The following is a 21,670-nucleotide window of genomic DNA, read 5'->3' as shown; positions in this document are numbered from 1 at the left end:
GACGTCACGAGACTTGCCATCGCACGATATGGCTTCCGGGTCGACCGGACTACGCCCAGCGGCCCTGACGATATCCCGGGGGCATCGACCCGCGATGCGCGTTGATGCCGCATCGGGAGCCTCGCGTCCCAGAATAGCGGAGCGACCATGCGCACGATCGACTTCAGTTCCTGGCAGACCACGTTGCTGACGTTGTTCGGGCTCGCGCTGGTGACGGCGATCGGCGTCGGCATCCGCCTCGTCACGATGATGACGATCCAGCAGCGCCGCGAACGGATCAACCGGCAGATCAACGAACGGCTGCGCACGCTGATCGCGGCCTACAAGACCTTGGGCGGCTCGTTCACGGGCACGCTGACGGTCGACCCCGCGCATCGCCGCGATCTGCGTCGCCGGGGCGAGGCGGTCCCTGACGATGCGGCGGATGTCGCGATCGACACGGGATCGGACCGCGGCCGGCGGATCCGCGACGCGGTCGAGGCGGCGCTGTCGGACATCATCCTGCTCGGCACCGACGAGCAGGTCCGGCTGGCGGCGCAGGCCGCGGGCGAACTCGCGGCGGGCCGGCCGGTCCCGACGCACGCGCTGGTCGTGTCACTGCGCGATTTCGTGCGCGCCGCGCTCGATCTCGCGCCCGTCCCGACCGACCTGGTCCTGCCCGCGCAGGGCCCGACGCGGCCGGCCGCCGGCGGCGGACGCGGCAAGGGCGACGGCGCCTCAGCCGCCCGGGGGTCGGGCGGCGGCGGCGGCGGACAGGGCGGCAGCGGCGGAGGCGGCGACATGGTTGCCGCGGGGGAGGACGCTCCTGCTCACGGTACCCGCGCGTAACGCCGTTACGGCCCGACCTCTGCCCCATAAGCGCGCGTGAACAGATCGAGCGCGCGCGCCGCCTGCCGCCGCGCTTCCTCGGGACCGGGCATGCCGACCACCCCCCAGAGCCGCAGATTCTGTTGTGTCTGGGCGAGGAGCAGCAGGTGCATCGCCGCCTGCACCGGATCATCGGCGCGCAGGTCGCCGGCGTCCATCCGGCCGCGCAGATAGAGTGAAAGCTGCTCGATCACGATCTGCGGGCCGCGGGCATAGAAGATGCGACCGATCTCGGGAAACCGCCCGCCTTCGCCGACGATCAGCCGGTGCAGCCGTATGCTGTCGGGGTGCAGCAGCTTGGCCTGGAAGCGTTCGAGGAAGTCGAGCAGCGTCGTCGCACAGTCGCGCCCCGGGCGCAGCGCATCCTCGAGGCTCTGGCGGAAGTTCGACGTGACATCGTCGAGTACCGCGCTGAACAGATCCTCCTTGGAGGGGAAATAGGCCCAGAGCGTCCCCTTCGACCCGCCGAGCTGCACGGCGATCGTCGACATCGAGGTGGCGGCATAGCCATGGTCCAGAAACGCCTCGCGCGCGGTCGCCACGATCGTCTCGCGACGGGCTTCGCGGTTCAGATCGCGGCGGGTTTTCGGCTCGGGCATAGTCGTACTATACGGTACGATTATTTATTGACAAGTCCACGACCCGGGACCATCTGCCGAGCGTACGCAGGAGTACGATGATTCAATGCGACTGATTCGATTCGCCGGCTGCACTGCAATCGCAGCCGGGCTTGCCGGCTGCGCGGTGCCCGATCTGGGGCCGCCGCCCGTCCTGGCATCCGCGGACACCTATGCATCGCGCAACAGCCTCGCGTCGAACGGCCCGGCGTCGAATGCGGCGTGGCCGGCGGCGCAGTGGTGGCGGGGTTACGGCGATGCGCAGCTCGATACGCTGATCACCGAGGCGCTGGCGGGTTCGCCCGACATCGCGATCGCGGCGGCCCGCGTGCGGACCGCGCGCGGTGCGGTCCAGCAGGCGGGTGCCGCCAACCAGCCGCGGCTCGACGCCGAGGGCACGGTCGGGCTCAACAAGCAGAGCTACAATAACGGCATCCCCGCGGAGTTCATCCCGAAGGGCTGGAACGACACGGGCCGGCTGGCGCTCGACGCAGGCCTCGATCTCGACCTGTTCGGGCGCAACCGCGCGGCGCTGGTCGCGGCGACGTCGGAGGCCGAGGCGGCGCGGCTCGATGGCGAGCAGGCGGCGCTGACGCTCGCGACCGATATCGCCGCGCGCTATGCCGATCTCGCGCGGCTCTATGCCGAACAGGACGTGCTGCAGCGGGCGAATGCGGTGCGCAGCGCGAGCGAGCGGCTGGTGAACGAGCGTGTCGCGATCGGGCTTGATACGCAAGCCGAGCTCAAACAGGCGCGCTCTGCGGTGCCGGCGTCGCGGGTCGACCTGGCCAGCAACGCCGAACAGATCGCGCTCGCCAAGAACGCGATCGCCGCGCTGATTGGCGCCGGGCCCGATCGCGCACTGACGATCACCCGGCCGGCGGTGCCCGTGCTCACCACCGAACTCCCCGCCGACGCGGCGATCGGCCTGATCGGCCGGCGTCCCGACGTCGCCGCCGCGCGCGCGCGCGCCGAAGCGGCGGCGAGCCGGATCAAGGTCGCCCGCGCCGATTTCTACCCCAATCTCAGCCTGTCGGGGCTGATCGGGCTGCAATCGCTCGGCCTCGACAACCTGTTCAAGGGCGGATCGAGCATCGGCAATGTCGGCCCGGCGATCAGCCTGCCGATCTTTCGCGGCGGCGCGCTGCAGGGCCAGTATCGGCAGGCGCGGGGCCAGTATGACGAAGCGGTCGGCAGCTATGACCGCATCGTGATCAACGCGCTGCGCGAGGTCGCGGATGTCGTGACCAGCCGGCGCCAGGTGGCGGCGCAGATGCGCGATGCGCGCGCGTCGCTGGTCGATGCCGAAGGCGCGTATCAGGTCGCGCAGCTGCGCTATCGCGGCGGCCTGTCGACCTTTCTCAACGTGCTGAGCGCCGAGGAAGCGGTGCTGACCGCGCGGCGTTCGGTCGCGGCGATCGATTCGCGCCGGTTCGCGCTCGACGTGCAGTTGGTGCGCGCGCTCGGCGGCGGCTTCCAACCCCTTATCCAGACCAGCGGGACACGATGATGGACACCCCATCCCACGACAGCGACCAGACTCCCGCCGAGGAGCCCAAGGCCGACGCCAAGGTCGACACCGCCAACCCGGGCAAGCGCAAACGGCTGCTGCTGATCTTCGCGGCCGTGCTGGTCGTGATCGCCATCCTGTATTTCGTCTATGACTCGCTCGTGCTGTCGAAACGCGTGACGACCGACAACGCCTATGTCGCGGCGGAAACCGCGCAGGTCATGCCGCTGGTCAGCGGGCAGGTGATCGCGGTCACGGTGAGCAACACGCAGACCGTCAAGCGCGGGCAGGTGTTGATGCGGCTCGACGATGCCGACCTGCAGATCGCGGTCGCGCAGGCCGAAGCCGATCTGGCAGGCGCCGAGCGCCGCTATGGCCAGACCGCGGCGACGGGCGATGCGCTCCAGGCGCAGGCCAATGCGCGCGGTGCCGATATCGGTGCCGCCCGCGCGCAGCTGCTGCTCGCCCAGGGCAATCTCGACCGCGCGCAGATCGATTATCAGCGTCGCCAGGCGCTGGTCGCGGCGGGCGCGGTATCGGGTGACGAGGTGACCGCGGCGACGAACGCGCTGCGCACCGCGCGTGCCAATGTCGCGATCGCGCAGGCGGGGATCGCGCAGGCGACCGCGACGCGCGCCTCCGCGCTCGAGGATCGCGCCGCCAACACCGCGCTGACCCGCGGCACCACGCGCGACAACGCCCCCGAGGTCCTCGCCGCGCGCGCCAAGCTGCGCCAGGCCCGGCTCGACCTGTCGCGTGCGGTCGTGCGTGCGCCGATCGACGGCGTGATCTCGCAGCGCAACGTCCAGATCGGCCAGCGGCTCGCGCCCGGTACCGCGGCGATGGTGATCGTGCCCGTCGACCAGCTCTATGTCGACGCGAACTACAAGGAGGGCCAGCTGCAGCATGTCCGCGTCGGCCAGCATGCCACGCTGATCTCCGATCTGCACGGCGACGACGTCGTCTATCACGGCCGCGTCGTCGGACTTGCCGGCGGGACCGGCGCGTCGTCCGCGCTGATCCCCGCGCAGAACGCGACCGGCAACTGGATCAAGGTGGTCCAGCGTCTGCCGGTCCGTATCGCGCTCGACCCCAAGGAGCTGCGCGATCATCCGTTGCGCGTCGGGCTGTCGATGGACGCCGAGATCGACATCTCGGGCGATCGCTAGGAGCGGATCGATGGCCGCCGACACGTCCGCGCCGGTGCTGACCGGCCCGCGCCTCATCCTTGCGGGCTTCGTGCTGGCGCTGACCAACTTCATGGTGGTGCTCGACACGACCATCGCCAATGTGTCGGTGCCGCATATCTCGGGCGGGCTCGGCGTGTCGCCGACCCAGGGGACCTGGGTCGTCACCTCCTATTCGGTCGCCGAGGCGATCTGCGTGCCGCTGACCGGGTGGCTGGTCCGGCGGTTCGGCACGATCCGCGTCTTCATGGCGGCGATGATCGGCTTTGCGGTCTTCTCGGCGCTGTGCGGTCTTGCCTCGTCGCTCGGCGCGATGGTCGCGTTCCGGATCGGGCAGGGCTTCTGCGGCGGCCCGCTGATGCCGCTGACCCAGACGCTGCTGCTGACGATCTTCCCCCCGCAGAAGCGCGCGGCGGCGATGGGCGCCTGGGCGATGACGACGGTCACCGCGCCGATCCTTGGGCCGATCCTGGGCGGGACGATCAGCGACAACTGGTCCTGGCCGTGGATCTTCTACATCAACCTGCCGATCGCGATCTTCTGCATCGTCGGCGTGTTCACGCTGCTGCGCAAATCGGAGACCAAGACCGAGATCGTGCCGATCGACCGCTTCGGCCTGTTCCTGATGGTCGTGTGGATCGCGGCGCTGCAGATCATGCTCGATCTCGGGCGCGAGCATGACTGGCTGGGGTCGAGCTTCATCGTCGGCTGCGCGATCGTCGCGGCGATCGGCTTCGTCACCTTCCTGATCTGGGAGCTGACCGCGGGCAATCCGATCGTCGACCTGCGCGTGTTCCGGCACCGGGGCTTCACCGTCGCGGTGACCGCGCTCGCCTTCAGCTTCGGGACGTTCTTCGCCTCGGTCGTGATCATCCCGCAATGGCTGCAGTCGACGATGGGCTATACCGCGAGCGATGCGGGCTATGTGACCGCGTTCAACGGCGTGCTCGCGGTGATCTTCTCGCCGATCGTCGCCAAGCTGAGCAACAAGGTCGATCCGCGCGCGCTGGTGTGTTTCGGGATATTCTGGCTCGGGCTGACGTCGGTGCTGCGAACCTTCTGGTTCAGCGGCGCGGATTTCTGGATCCTGGCGGCGCCGCAGCTCGTCCAGGGGCTGGGCATGCCGTTCTTCTTCATCCCGCTGACGATCATCGCGCTGGGCGCGGTCGATCCCGAGGAAACCGCGTCGGCGGCGGGCGTGATGAGCTTCCTGCGCACGCTGGCGGCGGCGATCGGCACCTCGATCGGCAGTACCATGTGGCAGAACAACGCGCAGACGAACCGCGCCGAGCTGACCAACATCCTCAACAATGGCGATCAGGTGATCGCCAACGCGCAGCAGCACGGACTGAGCGCGGAACAGGGGCGCGGGCTGATCGAGCGGGTGGTCGAGCAGGAAAGCTTCGCGCTGGCGACGAACCACCTGTTCGCCTTTGCCGCGCTGATCTTCTTCGTGTCCGCCGCGATCATCTGGCTGGCGCCGCGGCCCGCCCGGCCGGTCGACCCCGCCGCCGCGCACTGATCCGGTGGTGAGAAGACGGGGGGCACCGCGGCGCCCCCCGTCCGGTCTCAGTATTTCACGCGCAGACGCGTATAGTAGAAGCCGCCGTTGAAGCCGAACGGCCCGCCGTTGCGCGGATAGACCTGGCCGTCCGACGTGCCGCCGGTCAGCGGATAGATCTGCACCGTCGAGGTCGGCTTGAGCCGGTCGGGATGCTCGTCGGTGAAGTTCTGCGCGCCGACCGCAACCGTGAAATGCTCGGCGAAGGTGTAGCTGAGTTCCAGATCGGTGACGAACTTGCCGCTGAACACCTGGTTCGGCACGCCGTTGGTCTGGCCGTAATCCTGCGCGCTGGTGAACGAGCTGTAGTAATTCTCGCGCACGTTCAGGCTCAGATTGTCGAGCGTCCAGCCGGCATTGAAGACGACGCGGTGCTTTGGCGCCAGATTTTCCGCGTCGATCAGCTGCGCGGTGCCGACCACCCGGGCATCGAACTCGGTAACCTTGGTGTCGTTGTAGTTATACGCCAGCGAGAAGTTCAGCTCCGCCTCGCTGAACCGCGTGCGGTAGGTGCCGACGACGTCGATGCCCTGGGTGCGCGTCTTGAAGCCGTTGGTGAAATACTGGACCTGGCCGCCGACACCGACCGGCAGCAGCGCCGGCTGCGCGGCAAGGTCCGCCGCGGTGACGATGAAGGGCGAGGTCAGGCCGATCCGGTTGCGCAGGTTGATCCGGTAGCCATCGACCGTGACCGTCATTCCGCGGACCGGTTCGAGGATGAAGCCGAGGCCGTAATTGGTCGACTTTTCCGGGGTCAGGTTGCTCGCGCCATAATATTGCGCGACCGCGGTGTTGGTCGGGTAGGTGCCCGCCTGGAACGCGACGCCGTTGTTGAACGAGGTCGTGACGATCGAGACGTTCGACTGGCCCGGCGACGGTGCGTGGAAGCCCGTGCCGAAGCTGCCGCGGACCGAGAAGGCGTCGGCGAACTTGTACAACGCGTTCACCTTGCCGACCCAGGCATCGCCGAACGTGTTGTAATGTTCGTACCGGCCCGCCGCGCCGACCGTCAGCGCGTCGGTCAGGTCGGTTTCGAGCCCGACATAGGCGGCATAGGCCTTCTGGCTGAACTTGCCTGCGGTGGCGGGGCTGGTGCCGGCATAGCCGCTCGCGCCGACGCCCTGCGCCGCGGTCGTGCCGGAGGCGACGTACACGCCCGGCGCGGTCTGGGTGAAGAGCTGTTGCGCGATCGCATAGGGGCCGGCGGCATAGGATTGCGTGTCGCCCGCAGTCTGTTCGTAGGTTTCCTTGCGGAACTCCCCGCCCGCCGAGATGGTCAGCGGCGCGGCGAGACCGAGGTCGGCGGCATAGGTGAAGTCGGCGTTGAAGTTGGTTTCCTTCTGGATCAGGTCGCCAAAGTCGAAGCTGGTCTGCGTCGCCGGGCCGTAGGAGAAATTGGCCGAGTCATACATCGACAGCGACAGCTTGTTGCGCGCCAGCGTGCCCGACAGGTCGTAGCTGAAGGCGCCGGACGTGCCCTTGTAGCCGAGCACCCCGTACACTTCCTGCGTCTTGCCGACGAAGCGCGGCGTGAAGCCGGCGGGATAGAGCGTGCCGAAGCGGAAGGTGTTGCCGTCGCGCACGAAGCCGCCGCTCGGGCAGGTCGCGTTGCCGGCGGGGCAGGGGGTGAGGAAGAAGGTGTTGTTGAACGCGCCGTTCGCGCCCTGATTGCGGACCACGCCGTTCGTGTCGACCGCGGTGCTCGACACCGAGGCGCGGTAGTTGAAGCTCTGATTGCCCTTGCTCTGCGCATAATTGGCAAAGACGTAGATCTTGCTGCTGTCGGTGACGTTGATCGCCGAGTTGTAGACCGACTTGAAGCCGTGCGAGGGGGAATTGCCCCAGATCTGCACGGGCAGCGGATAATTGGGGAGCTGGTTCGCGAGCGCCGGGAAATTCTGCGCGAAATTGGCGGCCGAGGGGCGGGTGCGGCCGCGGCTGGTCTGGCCCTCGTCGACATATTCGCCGGTGACGTTGATGAAGCCCCAGTCGCCCTTCACGCCCGCATTGCCCGCGATCTGATAGCTTTCGCCGTCGCCCGCATAATATTGGCCCGCCCGACCGACCAGTTCGATCCCCTGATCCTCACGCAGGCCATAGTTGAGCACGCCGGCGATCGCGTCGGAGCCATATTGCGCGGTCGCGCCTTCGCGCAGCACCTGCAGATTGCCGATCGCGAGCGACGGGATCGCCGAGATGTCGGGCCCCTGCGCGCCGCGGCCGAGCCCGGTGTCGCTGCCGCCATAGACCTGGACCAGCGCGGAGCGGTTATAGCGTTTGCCGTTGATCATCACGAGCACCTGATCGCCCGACAGGCCGCGCAGCGATGGCGAGCGGACGAAGGTCGAGGCGTCCGAGATCGAATTCTGGCCGGCGTAGAAGGACGGCACGATATTCTTGAGCGCGTCGATCATGTTGGCGGCGGGCTGCGACGTCAGTTCGGCCGAACTGATCACATCGACCGGCGACGGCGACGTGGCGAGCGTGCGATCGGTCCGGCGCGTGCCCAGCACGACGATGTCGTTCGACGGCTCGGGGGTGGCGCTGGCGGCGTCGGGTACGCTTTCCTGCACGGCGCTGGCCGGTGCGGGTGTGGGTGTGGCGCCATCCTGGCCGCTGCCGGGCGTCGCTGCGAAGGCGGCGGACCCGGCAAGAAGTGCGACCGCCAGTGCGACGGTCGAGGTCGTGTATCTGATCATCCTAAGCCCCCTTTGAAAAGTGGCTCTCAGGATCCTCCCCCATCATCGCCGTTCCAGACCGCCGATTCCCCTTGGCGCGCCTGCGGAAATTGCCCTGTCACACGCAAGGACGGCCGCCTGTCCGGCTTCGTCCTTGACCTGTCTTGGCAACAAACGGCCATAGCGGTCCCGTCTTTGCAACCGAAAATACGCACGACTTTCATATGGACGTCATAATGTTGCAGAATTGACGCAATCGATTGTCCCGGTTCCAGCCAGCAAGGGGCGGCGGACGTGGCAGGCGGGGCACCGCCACCGGGGCCAAAGCCGGGTCGCGGCGGATCGGCGGCGTGCGACCGGCGGAACCCGAAACGCGGCGGGTGCGGCAGCTTTCGGGTTCCGCGCAGCGCTCAGCACGCTAAGCAGCGGACAAGGGGAACTTATCGTGTCAATTTCAGTGTCTCATCGCCTCGCCGGGATCCTTGCCGCGGTCACCAGCCTGGGCGCGTGCGTCCCCGCGGGTCGCCAGCCGATGCGTCCCGCACCGCCGCCGCTGACCGTCACGACCGTGGCGCCGGCGCCCCGGCCATCGGCGCCGACGCGGCCGTCGACCAGGCCCCAGCCCGCGGCGGACCTGCTCAACGCGGTCCAGGCGCTCGGCGCGAGCTTCAAGGGACAGGTCGGCATCACCGTGCGCGACATCGACGAGGGCTGGGTGGTGGCCTGGGACGGTGACACGCGGCGTCCGCAGCAAAGCGTCAGCAAGCTGTGGGTGGCGATCGCGGTGATGGACGCCGTCGACCGCGGGCAGATGGCGCTGTCCGACCGCGTCACGCTGACGCGTGCCGACCTGACGCTGTTCCACCAGCCGATCCGCGCGCTGATCGGCGCGGACGGCTATACGACGACGATCGAAGAGCTGTTGCGCGGCGCGATGACGCGCAGCGACAATACCTGCAACGACGTGCTGCTGTGGCGCGTCGGCGGGCCCGCGGCGATCAACCGGATGCTTGACGCCAAGGGTGTCGAGGGTGTGACCTTCGGCCCGGGTGAACGGGTGCTGCAGGCGAAGACCGCGGGGCTCGAATGGCGGCCCGAATGGGCGGGGGGCTGGGGCTTTCTCCAGGCGCGCGCGGCGATGACCTACGAGGCGCGGGCGAAGGCGCTGAACCGCTATCTCGCGGCGCCATACGACGGTGCGTCCGCCAATGGCGTGACGCTCGGCCTGTCGCTGCTCGCGCAGGGCAAGCTGCTGAGCGCGCGTTCGACCGCGTCGCTGCTGACGCTGATGCGGTCGAGCAAGACCGGGCCGCTGCGGCTGAAATCGGGGCTGCGGCCGGGCTGGTCGCTCGCGCACAAGACCGGCACCGGGCAGGACCTGGGCAGCCTGTCGACCGGCTATAACGATATCGGGCTGCTCGTCGCGCCGAACGGCCATCGCTATGCGGTCGCGGTGATGATCGCCAGCACGCGCGAGCCAATTCCGGTGCGGATGCGGCTGATGGGCGACGTGACCCGGGCCGTCGTCGCCTCGGCGAGCAATTGATCGTGCCGGCCGGGCAAGGGGCCCTATCAAGCCGTTTCGGTTATAACTTTCTTTAATAAATTCATGCAATTGGGGGTAACGTCCTGAGAGCAAAGATCGTGGTCCCCCTTTTCAATCTTCATTTCGAGCATTCGGGGTCGCTGGTCGCCGTCGCTATTGGAATCTGCCTTACCGCGAGCTGGTCGGTGGCGATGCTCGCGATCGATCTCGACCGGACCGCGGCAGAGCCCGGCGAACCGCTCGGCTGGCGGCATGCCGCGCTCGCACTCGCCGCGGGGCTCGGCGTCTGGGCGACGCATTTCATCGCGATCCTCGCCTATCGTCCCGACCTTCTGCTCCGCTACGACGTGCCGATCACGATCCTGTCCGCGCTGGTCGGCATCGCGCTGGTTGGCGTGCCGCTGGTCGCGGTCACCCGCCTGCCCCGCCGCGTCGCGCGGATCGCCGCGGCGACGATCGCGGGGGCGGGCATCTGGTGCATGCATGCGGTCGGGCTGACGGGCATGACCGATTGCGTCCACGTGTTTTCCTGGCCGACGAACATCACCGGGCTGGTGCTCGGGACGGTGCTGATGGCGACGTGGCAGCTCCACCGCGGCTGGGCGCGGTCGCGCACCGCCGCCTGCATGCTGTTCGCGCTCGCGATCTGCACGACGCATTTCGTCGCGCTGTCGGGCGATATCGTGATCGGCAGCATCGGCGACGTCCGCGGCAGCCTGTTGTCGCCAGGCCTCGTCGCCGCCTGCATGGCGTTTGGCGTGTCGGTCACCTGCCTCGCCAGCCTGCTGACCTTCGAGCGGTTCAGGACGACGCGCGAGGAAGAGGGGCACACGCTGAGAGCGGTGCTGGAAAGCATGTCGGACGGGCTGGTGTTCATCGACGGCAATGCCCGGTTGCAGCATTTCAACCACCGGTTCCTCGAGATGTACGCGATCCCGGACGGGGCGATCGCGCCGGGCATGACGATCACCGCCTGTATCGACATCGTCGCGCGTCATCGCGGCTGGCGGCCCGAGCGGCGCGCCGAGATCCGCGCGGCGATGCAGCAATGGATCCGGACCGACGCGACGTTCGACCGCGAATGGGCGATGGACGATGGCTGCGTCTATCGGATGCAGTGCCGTCCGATGCAGTCAAAGGGCGTGGTGCTGACCTTCAACGACGTCAGCGCGGAGCGGCAGGCGCTGCGCAACCTGACGCACCTGGCCTATCACGACCCGCTGACCGGGCTGGGGAATCGCCGGTCGCTGCGCGAGCAGAAGGAGGCGCGGATCCGGATCGGCGCGCCCTTCTCGCTGCTGATGATCGACCTCGACGATTTCAAGCGGATCAACGATGCCTTTGGTCACGCGGTCGGCGACCAGCTGCTGGTCCATGTCGCGGCCGAGCTGACGCGGCTGCTGCCCCAGGACAGCTTCATCGCGCGGATGGGCGGCGACGAGCTCGCGATCCTCGCCAGCGAGACGGGTGACGCGGCGGCGGCGCTCGCCGATTCGATCGTCGCGCAATTGAGCGGCGCGGTCGTCATCAACGGCTGCCGGCTGCTGCCGAGCTGCAGCATCGGCATTTCCCACTTTTCGGGCGCCTGTTCCGCCGACGACCTGATGAAGCGCGCGGACATGGCGCTGTACGAGGCCAAGCGGCTCGGGCGGCGGCGCGCGCAGGCCTATCTGCCCGGGCTCGCCGAACGGCTCGCCGAACGTCAGGGGATCGTCGACGACCTGCACGAAGCGGTCCAGACGGGCGGCTTCGCACTCGCCTTCCAGCCGGTCGTCGATCTGCTGACCGGGGGCACGACGGGCTATGAGGCGCTGATCCGCTGGAACCACCCGGTGCGCGGCTGGATCCCGCCGGGCGTCTTCATCCCGATCGCCGAGCAATGCGGGCTGGTCGAGGATATCGGCCGCTGGGTGATGATGGAGGCGTGCCGCCACCTCGCGGGCTGGTCGCCGCATCTCAACGTCGCGATCAACATCTCCGCCGCGCAGCTGAAGTCGGAAGGGCTGCTCCACAGCCTGACGCAGGCGATCCTGATCCACGGCGTCGCCCCCGAGCGGGTCGAGATCGAGATCACCGAGACCGCGCTGATCGACGATGCGGGCCGAACCGCGGTGATGCTCGACCGGATCCGCAAGCTCGGCATCAAGGTGTCGCTCGACGATTTCGGCACCGGTCAATCGTCGCTCGCGCATCTGCGCGACTTCCGTTTCGACCGGATCAAGATCGACCGCAGCTTCGTCGCCGAGGCGGCGAATGATCCGCGCTGCATGGCGGTGCTGCGCGCGACCGTCGCGATCGGCAAGGAACTGGGCGTGCTGACGCATGCCGAGGGGGTCGAGACGCGCGAACAGCTCAACGTGCTGCACGATATCGGCTGCGACGTGGCGCAGGGCTATCTGCTCGGGCGGCCGGTCGTGCCGTTCACCGATGCGACGGCGGACTTTGCCGAGCTGCCGGGGGACACGATCATCGGCGCACCCGGCGACACCGACCCGCGATCCTCGGGGGTGGCGGTTACCCGGCTCGCCGCCTGAGCGTCAGACCAGCGGCGGCCCGAACACCGACCAGCCGGTCCGGTGCGCGATCATCTCGAGCGCGCGGATGCCGAGGATGCTGTTGCCGTGCTGGTCGAGATTGGGCGACCAGACCGCGATCGCCGCCCGGTCCGGCACGATCGCGAGAATGCCGCCGCCGACGCCGCTCTTGGCGGGCAAGCCTACCCGCACCGCAAAATCTCCCGACCCGTCATAATGACCGCAGGTGATCATCAGGCCGAGCACCGTGCGGTGGCGCTTGGCGACCGCGTCGGCCTCCGGGTCATCGGGCGTCCGCCGCGTCGCCGCGAGATACGCGCCCGCCTTGGCAAGGCCACGACAATCGAGCGCGATCGCACAGTTGCGGACATAGGCGGCCATCACCGCATCGGGATCGGCATGGAGATTGCCGTGATGCCGCATGAAGCTCATCATCGCGCGGTTGAGATCGCCACCCTCCTGCTCGGACGCCATCACGTCCTCGTCGAACGTGACGCCATCGGACCCGGTCTCGCGCCCGATCAGCCGGGCGACCGCCGGATCGTCGCCGTCCTCGGGCCGGTGTTCGACCAGGATATCGACGACCGCCAGCGCGCCTGCGTTGATGAACGGGTTGCGCGGCACGCCCTTGGTCCGCTCGAGATCGACGATCGAGTTGAACGGGTCGCCCGACGGCTCCTTCCCGACGCGTGCAAAGACGTCGTCGCCGATCGCCGCGAGCGCGAGGTCGAGCGCGAACAGCTTCGAGATGCTCTGGATCGGGAATGCCGTCGTCGCCGCGCCCGCGGTCAGCAGCGTGCCCGACGTCAGCGCGACCGCGATGCCGATCGGCCCGGGCGCGGCCTCCTCCTTGCGGTCCGCCGATGCCTCGATCCGCGCGGCGTCGTCGGTGATCTCGGCGGCGATCTCGGTGATGATCTGCGCGATCGTGCTGGGCATGCGGCTCTCCTGGTGAACAGGGTTAACTCGCAGGCGGCGCGCATGATCCGTGGGCAGGGGCGCGGCGCCCTAGTCCAGCCGCGTCGACGTCCGCGCCGCCTGTCCCGCGGTCAGCAGGTCGCCGATCGCGCCCGCGGGGCCGGTCGCGGACAGCGCGGTCATTGCAGAGTCGAGCCGCGCCGGGTCGAAGCCTCCGACCGGCGCGGTCAGCATCGCGAACACCGGCGCGGTCGGCAGCGGCGCGAAGGCGCGGGCATAGCGCCGGTTGAGCCGCGCCAGCGCGGCCTCCTGTCCGAGCATCGCATGGGCGATCGCCTGGCGCAGGACGATCGCCTGGCCCTCCGCGGACAGGCCGCCGCGCGCTCCGGGGGCGGGCAGCAGCGCGGTGCCGCTGGCGGCTAAGCCCGACCAGTCGCGCGCGTGCCAGTCGAATTCGGCGCGGATCGGCGTCGCGTCGCGGATGTCGGCGAGCGTCGCTACCGCTTCGGCGTGGCGGCCGAGCAGTTCGAGCGCAACCGCCTGGAGGCGGCGGCGCTCGTCCTGGATCGCATCGGGATAGGGAATCATCGCGGTTTCGCGCAGCACGCGGACCGCGGCGTCGGGCGCGCCCGCCAGGATCCGCAGCGTCGCGACGCGGATCGACAAGGGGCCCTGTTCGACGTCGCGCTGCGTGGTGGACAGCCGGCGTTCGAGCAGTTCGGCGGCGCGGCGATAGAGCCCGGCCTGTTGCAGCCGGTCGGCGAGCATCCACACCACGCGGTCGCCGTCCGCCCCCGTCGGCATCAGGTCGCGGTAATCCCAGAGCAGACCGGCGGCGGTGCCGAGCGGCATGGTCGATTGCGGCGCCACCAGTGCGACGAGATGCGCCTGGACGGTCGCCGACAGCGGGGCGGCGTCGGCGCCGATATTGCCATAGCGCAGCAGCGCGGCGGCGGCCGCCAGCAATGCGGGTTCGTCGCCGCGGCGGGTGGCGAGGCTCATCGCCAGCGTCAGCCCGCGGCGTTCGACCATGCCCCCCCGCCAGCGGAACAGCAGCGCCGCCAGACGCCGCGCCGCGGCCGGCGGGGCGAGCATGCGCGCGGCCAGATCGGTCTCGATCGTCCCGAGCGTGGCCGCGGCGCGCTGTTCGGGATCGCCGGTGCGTGCGGCCAGATCGAACCATCGACGGCTCGTCGTGGCGGCGCCGAGCGCGCGGTCGGCCTCGCCGTGCAACACCGCGGTCGCCGGGAGGCGATCGAGCCAGTCGCGCGCCGGGCCGGGCCTCCCTGCGTCGATCGCGGCGCGCGCGGCAGCGAGGATGAAGGGGCGGCGCGCCTTGGCGCCACGCGCGTTCAGCGCGGGCATCGCACAGCCGAGGACGCCCAGCGCCGGCGCCGCACGACCCGCCTCCGCCAGGATCCGCATCCGCCACAGACAGGTCTCGGGATCGGTCGCGAGCGCAGGGTCGTCGAGCGCCGCGATCGCCGGATCGGTCCGCCCGAGGCGCCCGAGCGCGACGCCGCGCGCGCGCCGCCACGCGGCGACCTTTGCAAGTCCGGTATCGTCGGCCGCCATCACGTCGAGCACGCCGAGCGCCTCGCCGGCGCGGTCGCGCGCGATCAGGGCGACCGCATAGCGCCAGCGTGTCGCCTGCCGTGTCGCGGGCGTGGCGGTCGCGAGCGCCGCCCAGGCCGCCTGCTCGCTCATCGCGGTCCAGGCGGCGCGCGCCGGCGGCAGCGGCTGCGCGGCGAGCTCGGCGGCAAAGGGTACAGGCGCCGGGCGGGCGGGGGCGGGTGGCGACGGTTGCGCGGGCGTCGTGCTTGGGTGCGGCGTGCTCGGGTGCGGCGCGCTCGGATGCGACGGTTCGGCAGCACGTGCGGCATGCGGTCCGGCCAGCCCCGCGCCGATCGCCAGCGCGATGGCGAGGCGGATCATGCGAAGGCCAGCGTCACCGCGACCGCGGCAGCGGCGGCGGCGCCAAGGAACAGCAGCGCGAACACGATCGTCGCGACCCTGTTGCCTGCAGCGGCATGATGACCATCGACTGGTCCGGTGGTCGGCATCGGCGCGATCGCCGTCGCATCGCCGCGCCGACGGGCGTCCGTCTCGGCACCGTTCGCGACGATCCTGACGCGCGCGGGTTTCTGATCGTGGCTCACTTGCGCTCCATCCCTCCGCTATCCTCCTATTATAGAGGCAAAGACCTGCGGATCGTCGGCATCGGCCGGCATTCGGGGCGACGTCCCGACGAAACCACGAACCGGAGCCCGAGCGATGCGCACCCGCCCTTCACCCAAGCAGATCGCGCTGCTGATCGCGGCGCTGCTGACCGCGCCGGTCGTGGCGCCGGGCGCGGCGGCGTCCGAAGGGGGCGGGGCGGAAGGAGGCGGGGCGGAAGGTGAACCCGTAAGGCCGTCGCCGCTGTTCGTGATGCTCGATCCACTCGACGTGCCAATTGTCGAGGGCGATCGCGCGGACGGGCGGCTGAAGGTCAAGCTCGTGCTCCAGGCCGCGGATGTCGCGGGCGCGGGGGCGATCGAGACGCGTCGGCCCGAACTGCGCGAGGCGGCGCTGGTCGCGTCGATCGAATTTGCGCGGTTGCATGCCTCCGCGTCGACGCCGGTCGATGCACGACGACTGGCGCAGGACGTCTCCACGGCCCTGCGCCGGGTCGATCCGACGATCGCGGCGGTGTTGCTGGTCGAGGTGGCGGCGCGCCGCGCCTGATCGCGCTGGCGTCCGCGCGCTGCGCCGAACCCCGGCCCGGCGTATCTCAGGCGTTGGCGTTCAGGCCGTGCCGCGTCGCGCGGGGGCGGGTCGGCAGCGGGGTGACGTCGGCCACGCGCTCGGGCCTGCCGGCGCGACGGCAGGCGAAGTCTTCGATCCGCGCGCCGGTGATCCGCGGCGACAGCAGTAGCAGCGCGATGCAGTCGGCGATGTCGGGATCATGCTCGCTGCCGATCGTCTCGACGACGTCGTCGAGCGTCATGCCCGGCGCGGTCAGCGCACAGGCCGCCGCGGCGGACCACAGCGCATGCGGGTCGGTGACCGAGAGCGACAGCGAAACGCGGTAGTCCATGACCTCATCCTCTCCGGCCGTTCGTGGCTGGCCCGCCCGCCGGTTCGCTCGACCCTAGTCGAACCGGCCCGCACGGCTATTAAGGGATTACCCGTATCCAGGCGCCCCGCCGCTTGAAAACAGGCATTAAAAAACCGGGGTGGCCGATCGGCCACCCCGGTTTCCACGACCCCCCGCCGATGTGCTTGGGGGACTTGGCGGGATCGTGTCTCGTACCGGCTTACCGGAACAGCGAGGTGATCGTCTGCGGTGCCTGGTTGGCGATCGACAGCGCCTGAACGCCAAGCTGCTGCTTGACCTGCAGTGCCTGCAGCTTCGCCGATTCCTTGGCCAGATCCGCGTCGACCAGCTTGCCGACGCCGCTTTCGATCGCGTCCGACAGCTTGCTGGTGAACGTCATCTGTGCGTCGATCTTGCGCGACCCCGAGCCGAGATCGCTCAGCTTGGTGTTGAGCGAGCTGCCCAGCGTGTCCAGGGTATCGACCATCGCCTTGGCCTTGGCAGCCGTGTCGATTTCCGAATCCTGGCCGAGCACGCCGGTACCCACGCCCGCGGACGCGGTTTCCGTCGCCGGCAGGTCGATTTCCTGGTTGGCGATGGAGAGCGTATCGGGATCGTAGGTGTCGGTGCCGGTTGCCTTGTTGGTCAGCGACTGCAACGCACTCACGGTGCCGCCGCCGGTCTTGAGCAGGTTCGTACCGTTGAACTCGGACGAATCGACGATCGTGCTGATCTGGTCGCGAAGGGCGGTGAAGTCCTTGTTGTACGCAGCGCGGCTCTCGTCGCTGATGCCATCGTCCGACGCCTGCTTGGCGAGCGTCTTCATCTGGTTGACGACGTCCGAGATCTGCTCTGCGCCTGCGACCGCAACGTCGGCCACGCTCTTCGCCCGGCTGAGCGAGGAGTTGACCGCCTTGAGGCCACCCAGATCGCCGCGAAGGCCCTGGGCAATCGTGAAGGCTGCCGAATCGTCCTTGGTCGATGCGACGTTCAGGCCGCTGTTGATGCGGCTCTGGACGACGGACAGACCCTTGCTGGTCTCGTTGAGGGCCTGAAGGGCCGCCATCGCGCCAACATTGGTGTTAACGGACATTCCCATGATATTCTTCCTTCTGGAATAGTCGGTCGCTTCTGCGTCCTTGAGCCGTACGGCGGCTCGCCGACGGAGCGGTCAGATCCGACCCGCTCCTTATTCTGGGAAGAAATCCGGATAGTTGGTCGCGCTGCGCGGATTATTTGCAGCGTGGGCACGCGCCTCAGAACGGAAAGACGGCGTCGTAGATCTGCTGGCCCCAGCGTGCCTGCTGCGCCTGCGTCAGCTGGCCGCGGCCCCGTGCCTCGGCGATCTGCGTGTGGCGGATGCTGTTGTCGCGGCTGATATCCTGCGGGCGCACCATGCCGGTCACGATCAGCTCGCGCAGCTCGTAATTGACGCGGATCTCCTGGCGGCCGCGGATCATCAGATTGCCGTTGGGCAGCACGTCGGTGACGATCGCCGACATCGTCATGCTGATTGTTTCCGACCGGCTGATATTGCCCGATCCGTTGAACTGCGACTTCGAATTGCCGGCGATCAGCGGATCGGGCGTCGCGACGCCGAGCCCGAGTGCTGCGGTCAGCCCCGCATTCTCGGAGCCGCCGCGCGTGCGTGCGGTCGTGTTGCCGACCTCGGCGCGGTCCTGAACGTTGATCCGCACGGTCAGGATGTCGCCCTTGCGCGCGGCGCGCTGGTCGCCGAGAAACGCACCAGCGCCCGCGCGGAACAGCGATGCGTCGGGGGGCGCCAGGGCCAGTGGCGGCGCAGCCGGGCGACGGCTCGGCTGGCCGAGCGAATCCTCGGTCAGCGGGGTGTCGACCGCGGTCATCTCGCTGAGTTTCGGCGCCTTGCCGATCGTCTTGAGCTGGCCGATCGTGCCGCAGCCCGACAGGGCGGTCGCGCCGGCGAGGATCAGGAACATTGTCGCGGGTCTGGTCATCGCATGTCTCCTCATTGCGCGGCGACGCGGACGCTGCCCGCGCCCGTGACGACGCCGTCGACGCTGTGGTTGGTGGACAGCGCGACGACGCGGACGACATCGCCCATGCCGCCCGCCGCCAGCGCCCGCGCGGCGGTAGTGATCGCAAACCCGCGACCCTGGAGCGACAGCGTCACCGCCTCGCCGCGACGCACCAGCCGGGGCGCGACGAGATCGCCGGCGCGGACCATCGTGCCCGCGGGCAGCGCGCGCACCGCCTCGCGTCCGCTCGCCGTGTCGGCCGCCAGCACGCCGCGCGCGGCGACCGCGGCCCGCGGCTGCAGCTCGAAATCGGTCGCGCTCAGGATGTCGCCGCGCGCGATCGCGCGGGTGAGCACCGCGACGGGCGTCTCGGCGGGATCCGCCGCCTGCGCCGGGAGCGCAGCCCCCGATGCCAGCAGGGTCGCGACGGCGATCGTCAGGCGGCTCACCGGAGCTGGCTCGAGGTGGCGAGCATCTCGTCCGCGGTCTTCACCACGCGGCTGTTCATCTCATAGGCGCGCTGCGCGGTGATCAGCGCGGTGATCTCGGACACCGGATTGACGTTCGACGCCTCGACAAAGCCCTGCAGCGTGTCGCCAAAGCCCGGCTGGCCCGGCGAAGCGACGGTCGGCTGCCCCGACGAGGCGGTTTCGAGAAAGAGGTTGCCGCCCTGCGCCTCGAGCCCTGCCTCGTTGACGAAGGTCGCGAGCTGGATCTGGCCGACGGTCTGCAGCGCGGGATCGTTGGCGAGCTTGACCTGGACCTCGCCGGTCTTCGAGATCGCGACGTCGACCGCCTCGGGCGGAATGACGATCGCGGGTTCGACGCGAAAGCCGTCCGCGGTGACCAGCTCGCCCTGTTCGGACAGCTGGAACGATCCGTCGCGGGTGAAGCCGATCTGCCCCGAGGGCAACGTCACCTGGAAATAGCCGCGTCCCTGGATCGCGATGTCATAGCGGTTGCCGGTCTGGTTCGGCGCACCCTGTTCGGTGATGCGGTAGACGCCGCCGGTCTTCACGCCCGCGCCGATCTGGATCCCGGTCGGCACCTTGGCCTGGCCGTCGCCGCCTGCCGCCGAACCCGGGCGCGTCTCCTGCTGATAGAGCAGGTCCTGGAACGCCGCGCGCTGGCGCTTGAACCCGGTGGTGTTCATGTTGGCGAACGTCAACACGCCGGGCTATGCGCGCGAGACGGTCGCGTTGCAGACGGGGGTCACCGCAGGCCGCGTCAACGGCGTGGTCGTCGGCGAACCCGGCCGCGTCGCGGACAAGTTCCTCGAGGCGACCGTCTATGGCCGCAGCGGCGATGCGGGCCGTGCGGAGGTCGAGGCGGGCTATCTCGACCGGTTGCAGTCGCTGCTCGGCGCGACCGGGTCCGAATCCGCGCTGCCCGCGCGGCTCGACGCGATCGCTGCGACCGCGACCGCGATGGCGGGCGCCAATGGCGGGTCCGCGGTCACCGCGCCCTTTGTCGGCATGGTCGAGGACGCGATCGGATCGATGCGCCAGCTCGGTCGCGACGTCGACGTGCTGCGCGGCGATATCGAGGGCGAGGTCGGCGACACGGTCGAGCGGGTCAACGCGCTGCTGCGCACGGTCGACACGCTCAATGATTCGATCTCGCGGCTGCAGGGGCTGGGGCGCAGCGCGTCGGGCCCCGCCGACCGCCGCACCACCGCGCTCGAGGAGCTCAGCGCGCTGATCGGCATCACCGCGCGCGAACAGCCGAGCGGGCGGGTGACGATCGATACCGCCTCGGGCGTCCCGCTGCTCGACCAGCGGCTGCGCCAGCTCTCCTATCCCGCCAGCGGGGTGGGCAGCGCGCAGCCGGTCTATCCGACGATCGACGTGCGGTTCGCCGAGGCGGACGGCACGCTCGGCGCGGCGACCGGTACGACGCTCGACACCCCGGCCATGGGCGGGCGGCTCGGCGGGCTGCTCGACCTGCGCGACCGGCAGTTGCCGGCGTTCTCGGCGCGGGTCGAGACGCTGTTCGCAGGACTCGCGCGGACGATCAACGCCGCGTCCAACACCGGGTCGGCGGTGCCGCCGCCCGCGACGCTCACCGGCCGCGCGACCGCGCTGACCGGTGGCGACCGGCTGGGGTTCACCGGCGCGGCGCTGATCGCGGTGACGCGCTCGGACGGCACGATGGTCGCCGGCACCACGCTCGACTTCGACGCGCTCGGCGCGGCAGCAACCGTCGACGATGCGATCGCGGCGATCAATACCGGCCTGGGCGGTGCGGCGATCGCGTCGTTCGCCAACGGCACGCTCACCATCGCCGCGACCGGCGCAGGGACCGGCGTCGCGGTCGCGCAGGACGCGGCACGCCCAAGCGCGCGGGCCGGGATCGGCCTGTCGCACTATTTCGGGCTGAACGACATCGTCCGCAGCGACACAAGCATGCTCGTGCCCTCGGGGTTCACCACCGCCGATCCGCATCGCTTCGCCGCCGGCGAGGCGGTGGATTTCGCCTTGCGCGATTCGTCGGGCCGGCTGGTCGCGCGCTATGCACTGACGGGGGCGACGGGGCCGAGCTATGGCGACCTGATCGACGAGCTCAACGCCAGTCCGCTCGGCGGTTATGGCCAGTTCGCGCTCGACGATGTCGGGCGCCTGCGGTTCTCGGCCACCCGCGCCGAATCGGGGGCGATGCTCTCGGTCCTGTCCGACACGACCGACCGCGGCGGCACCGGACGCGGCTTTGCGGCGATCACCGGGCTGGGCGCGGCGGGGGCGGGGCTCGACAGCGCGGGGGTCCGCCGCGACGTGCTCGCCGATCCGACCCGCCTTCCGCTCGCACGGCTCCAGCCCGTAGCGGTGGGGACGAAGGCGCTGGGACCGAGCGACCGGCGTGGCGCGACCGCGCTGGTCGACGCGCTGGCGAGCGCGGTCGATCTCGGCGATGCGGGGACGATGACGATCGCGCGCTTCTCCGCGGTCGTGCTGGGCGATGCGGGATCCGCCGCGTCGCGCGCCACCGATCGTGCGGACCAGATGGGCGCACGCCGCGACGACGCGATCAACCGCCGCGACAGCGTCTCGGGCGTCAATATCGACGAGGAGCTCGGCCAGATGGTCGTGCTCCAGAACAGCTATGCCGCCGCCGCGCGCGTCATGACCACCGCGAGCGAGATGTACGACACGCTCCTCGGCATGATCAGATAGGACCAG

Annotated in this window: 18 protein-coding genes; 8 read left to right on the top strand and 10 right to left on the bottom strand. The window is 69.5% G+C overall.

What is annotated here, in order from left to right:
• Positions 1-147 precede the first annotated feature (147 nt).
• Complete coding sequence (locus NEF64_RS18230; RefSeq protein WP_056408800.1) at positions 148-828, top strand: hypothetical protein; 681 nt, start codon at positions 148-150, stop codon at positions 826-828.
• A gap of 5 nt (positions 829-833) precedes the next feature.
• Here NEF64_RS18230 and NEF64_RS18225 read toward each other — a convergent pair whose 3' ends face one another.
• Positions 834-1,466: a TetR/AcrR family transcriptional regulator gene (locus NEF64_RS18225; RefSeq protein WP_056408802.1), complete on the bottom strand. Its 633-nt coding sequence runs from the start codon at positions 1,464-1,466 to the stop codon at positions 834-836.
• Positions 1,467-1,551: 85 nt separating this feature from the next.
• Between NEF64_RS18225 and NEF64_RS18220 the strand changes: the two genes are divergently transcribed.
• Genes NEF64_RS18220 through NEF64_RS18210 form a run of 3 tightly spaced genes read left to right on the top strand, consistent with a single transcriptional unit; the run spans position 1,552 to position 5,703 of the window.
• Positions 1,552-2,994, top strand: coding sequence for an efflux transporter outer membrane subunit (locus tag NEF64_RS18220; RefSeq protein WP_031438954.1), 1,443 nt, complete (start codon positions 1,552-1,554; stop codon positions 2,992-2,994).
• A complete protein-coding gene (locus tag NEF64_RS18215; protein WP_252574387.1) occupies positions 2,991-4,163 on the top strand; it encodes an HlyD family efflux transporter periplasmic adaptor subunit in 1,173 nt (390 codons plus the stop codon). Before NEF64_RS18220 ends, NEF64_RS18215 begins: the two co-directional genes overlap by 4 nt.
• A gap of 10 nt (positions 4,164-4,173) precedes the next feature.
• Entirely contained in the window at positions 4,174-5,703 is a 1,530-nt protein-coding gene (locus tag NEF64_RS18210) for a DHA2 family efflux MFS transporter permease subunit (protein ID WP_056408805.1), read from the top strand.
• Between the two features lie 47 nt (positions 5,704-5,750).
• Here NEF64_RS18210 and NEF64_RS18205 read toward each other — a convergent pair whose 3' ends face one another.
• Positions 5,751-8,441 (bottom strand): TonB-dependent receptor plug domain-containing protein, encoded by a 2,691-nt coding sequence (locus tag NEF64_RS18205; RefSeq protein WP_056408808.1) that lies wholly within the window; start codon positions 8,439-8,441, stop codon positions 5,751-5,753.
• 436 nt (positions 8,442-8,877) lie between these two features.
• On the opposite strand from NEF64_RS18205, the gene NEF64_RS18200 reads away from it, so the two are divergent.
• Both NEF64_RS18200 and NEF64_RS18195 read left to right on the top strand, forming a co-directional pair.
• Positions 8,878-9,966: a serine hydrolase gene (locus NEF64_RS18200; protein WP_252574384.1), complete on the top strand. Its 1,089-nt coding sequence runs from the start codon at positions 8,878-8,880 to the stop codon at positions 9,964-9,966.
• 98 nt (positions 9,967-10,064) lie between these two features.
• Entirely contained in the window at positions 10,065-12,500 is a 2,436-nt protein-coding gene (locus NEF64_RS18195) for a bifunctional diguanylate cyclase/phosphodiesterase (RefSeq protein WP_056408810.1), read from the top strand.
• Positions 12,501-12,503: 3 nt separating this feature from the next.
• On the opposite strand, the gene glsA is transcribed toward NEF64_RS18195, so the two are convergent.
• The 3 genes from glsA to NEF64_RS18180 all read right to left on the bottom strand — a co-directional run bounded on the left by glsA (position 12,504) and on the right by NEF64_RS18180 (position 15,577).
• A complete protein-coding gene (glsA, locus tag NEF64_RS18190) occupies positions 12,504-13,439 on the bottom strand; it encodes a glutaminase A (RefSeq protein ID WP_056408812.1) in 936 nt (311 codons plus the stop codon).
• A 69-nt stretch (positions 13,440-13,508) separates the two neighbouring features.
• Positions 13,509-15,353 (bottom strand): hypothetical protein, encoded by a 1,845-nt coding sequence (locus NEF64_RS18185; RefSeq protein WP_056408814.1) that lies wholly within the window; start codon positions 15,351-15,353, stop codon positions 13,509-13,511.
• Positions 15,350-15,577 (bottom strand): hypothetical protein, encoded by a 228-nt coding sequence (locus NEF64_RS18180; RefSeq protein WP_056408817.1) that lies wholly within the window; start codon positions 15,575-15,577, stop codon positions 15,350-15,352. Before NEF64_RS18180 ends, NEF64_RS18185 begins: the two co-directional genes overlap by 4 nt.
• 115 nt (positions 15,578-15,692) lie before the next feature.
• On the opposite strand from NEF64_RS18180, the gene NEF64_RS18175 reads away from it, so the two are divergent.
• Entirely contained in the window at positions 15,693-16,145 is a 453-nt protein-coding gene (locus NEF64_RS18175) for a flagellar basal body-associated FliL family protein (RefSeq protein WP_056408818.1), read from the top strand.
• A 46-nt stretch (positions 16,146-16,191) separates the two neighbouring features.
• On the opposite strand, the gene NEF64_RS18170 is transcribed toward NEF64_RS18175, so the two are convergent.
• From NEF64_RS18170 to flgG, 5 genes are all read right to left on the bottom strand, one after another.
• On the bottom strand, positions 16,192-16,497 hold the full coding sequence (locus NEF64_RS18170; protein WP_107045108.1) for a hypothetical protein: 306 nt from the start codon (positions 16,495-16,497) through the stop codon (positions 16,192-16,194).
• Positions 16,498-16,717: 220 nt separating this feature from the next.
• Positions 16,718-17,596 carry a flagellin gene (locus NEF64_RS18165; RefSeq protein WP_031395278.1) on the bottom strand — a complete coding sequence of 293 codons (879 nt, stop codon included), beginning with the start codon at positions 17,594-17,596 and terminating at the stop codon, positions 16,718-16,720.
• 157 nt (positions 17,597-17,753) lie between these two features.
• Positions 17,754-18,473, bottom strand: a complete 720-nt coding sequence (locus tag NEF64_RS18160) for a flagellar basal body L-ring protein FlgH (RefSeq protein ID WP_252574382.1) — start codon at positions 18,471-18,473, stop codon at positions 17,754-17,756.
• A gap of 11 nt (positions 18,474-18,484) precedes the next feature.
• Entirely contained in the window at positions 18,485-18,943 is a 459-nt protein-coding gene (flgA, locus tag NEF64_RS18155) for a flagellar basal body P-ring formation chaperone FlgA (protein WP_056408822.1), read from the bottom strand.
• Entirely contained in the window at positions 18,940-19,647 is a 708-nt protein-coding gene (flgG, locus tag NEF64_RS18150) for a flagellar basal-body rod protein FlgG (protein WP_082447031.1), read from the bottom strand. The genes flgA and flgG overlap by 4 nt, the downstream gene beginning before the upstream one ends.
• On the opposite strand from flgG, the gene NEF64_RS18145 reads away from it, so the two are divergent.
• Positions 19,646-21,664 (top strand): FlgK family flagellar hook-associated protein, encoded by a 2,019-nt coding sequence (locus NEF64_RS18145; protein WP_082447032.1) that lies wholly within the window; start codon positions 19,646-19,648, stop codon positions 21,662-21,664. The genes flgG and NEF64_RS18145 overlap by 2 nt on opposite strands.
• The last annotated feature ends 6 nt before the right edge of the window (positions 21,665-21,670 follow it).

The organism is Sphingomonas aerolata, from assembly GCF_023935825.1.
GTDB classification, from domain to species: Bacteria; Pseudomonadota; Alphaproteobacteria; order Sphingomonadales; family Sphingomonadaceae; genus Sphingomonas; species Sphingomonas aerolata.
Note: the sequence above shows the minus strand (reverse complement) of the source record. Positions and strands in the feature narration are given on the sequence as shown.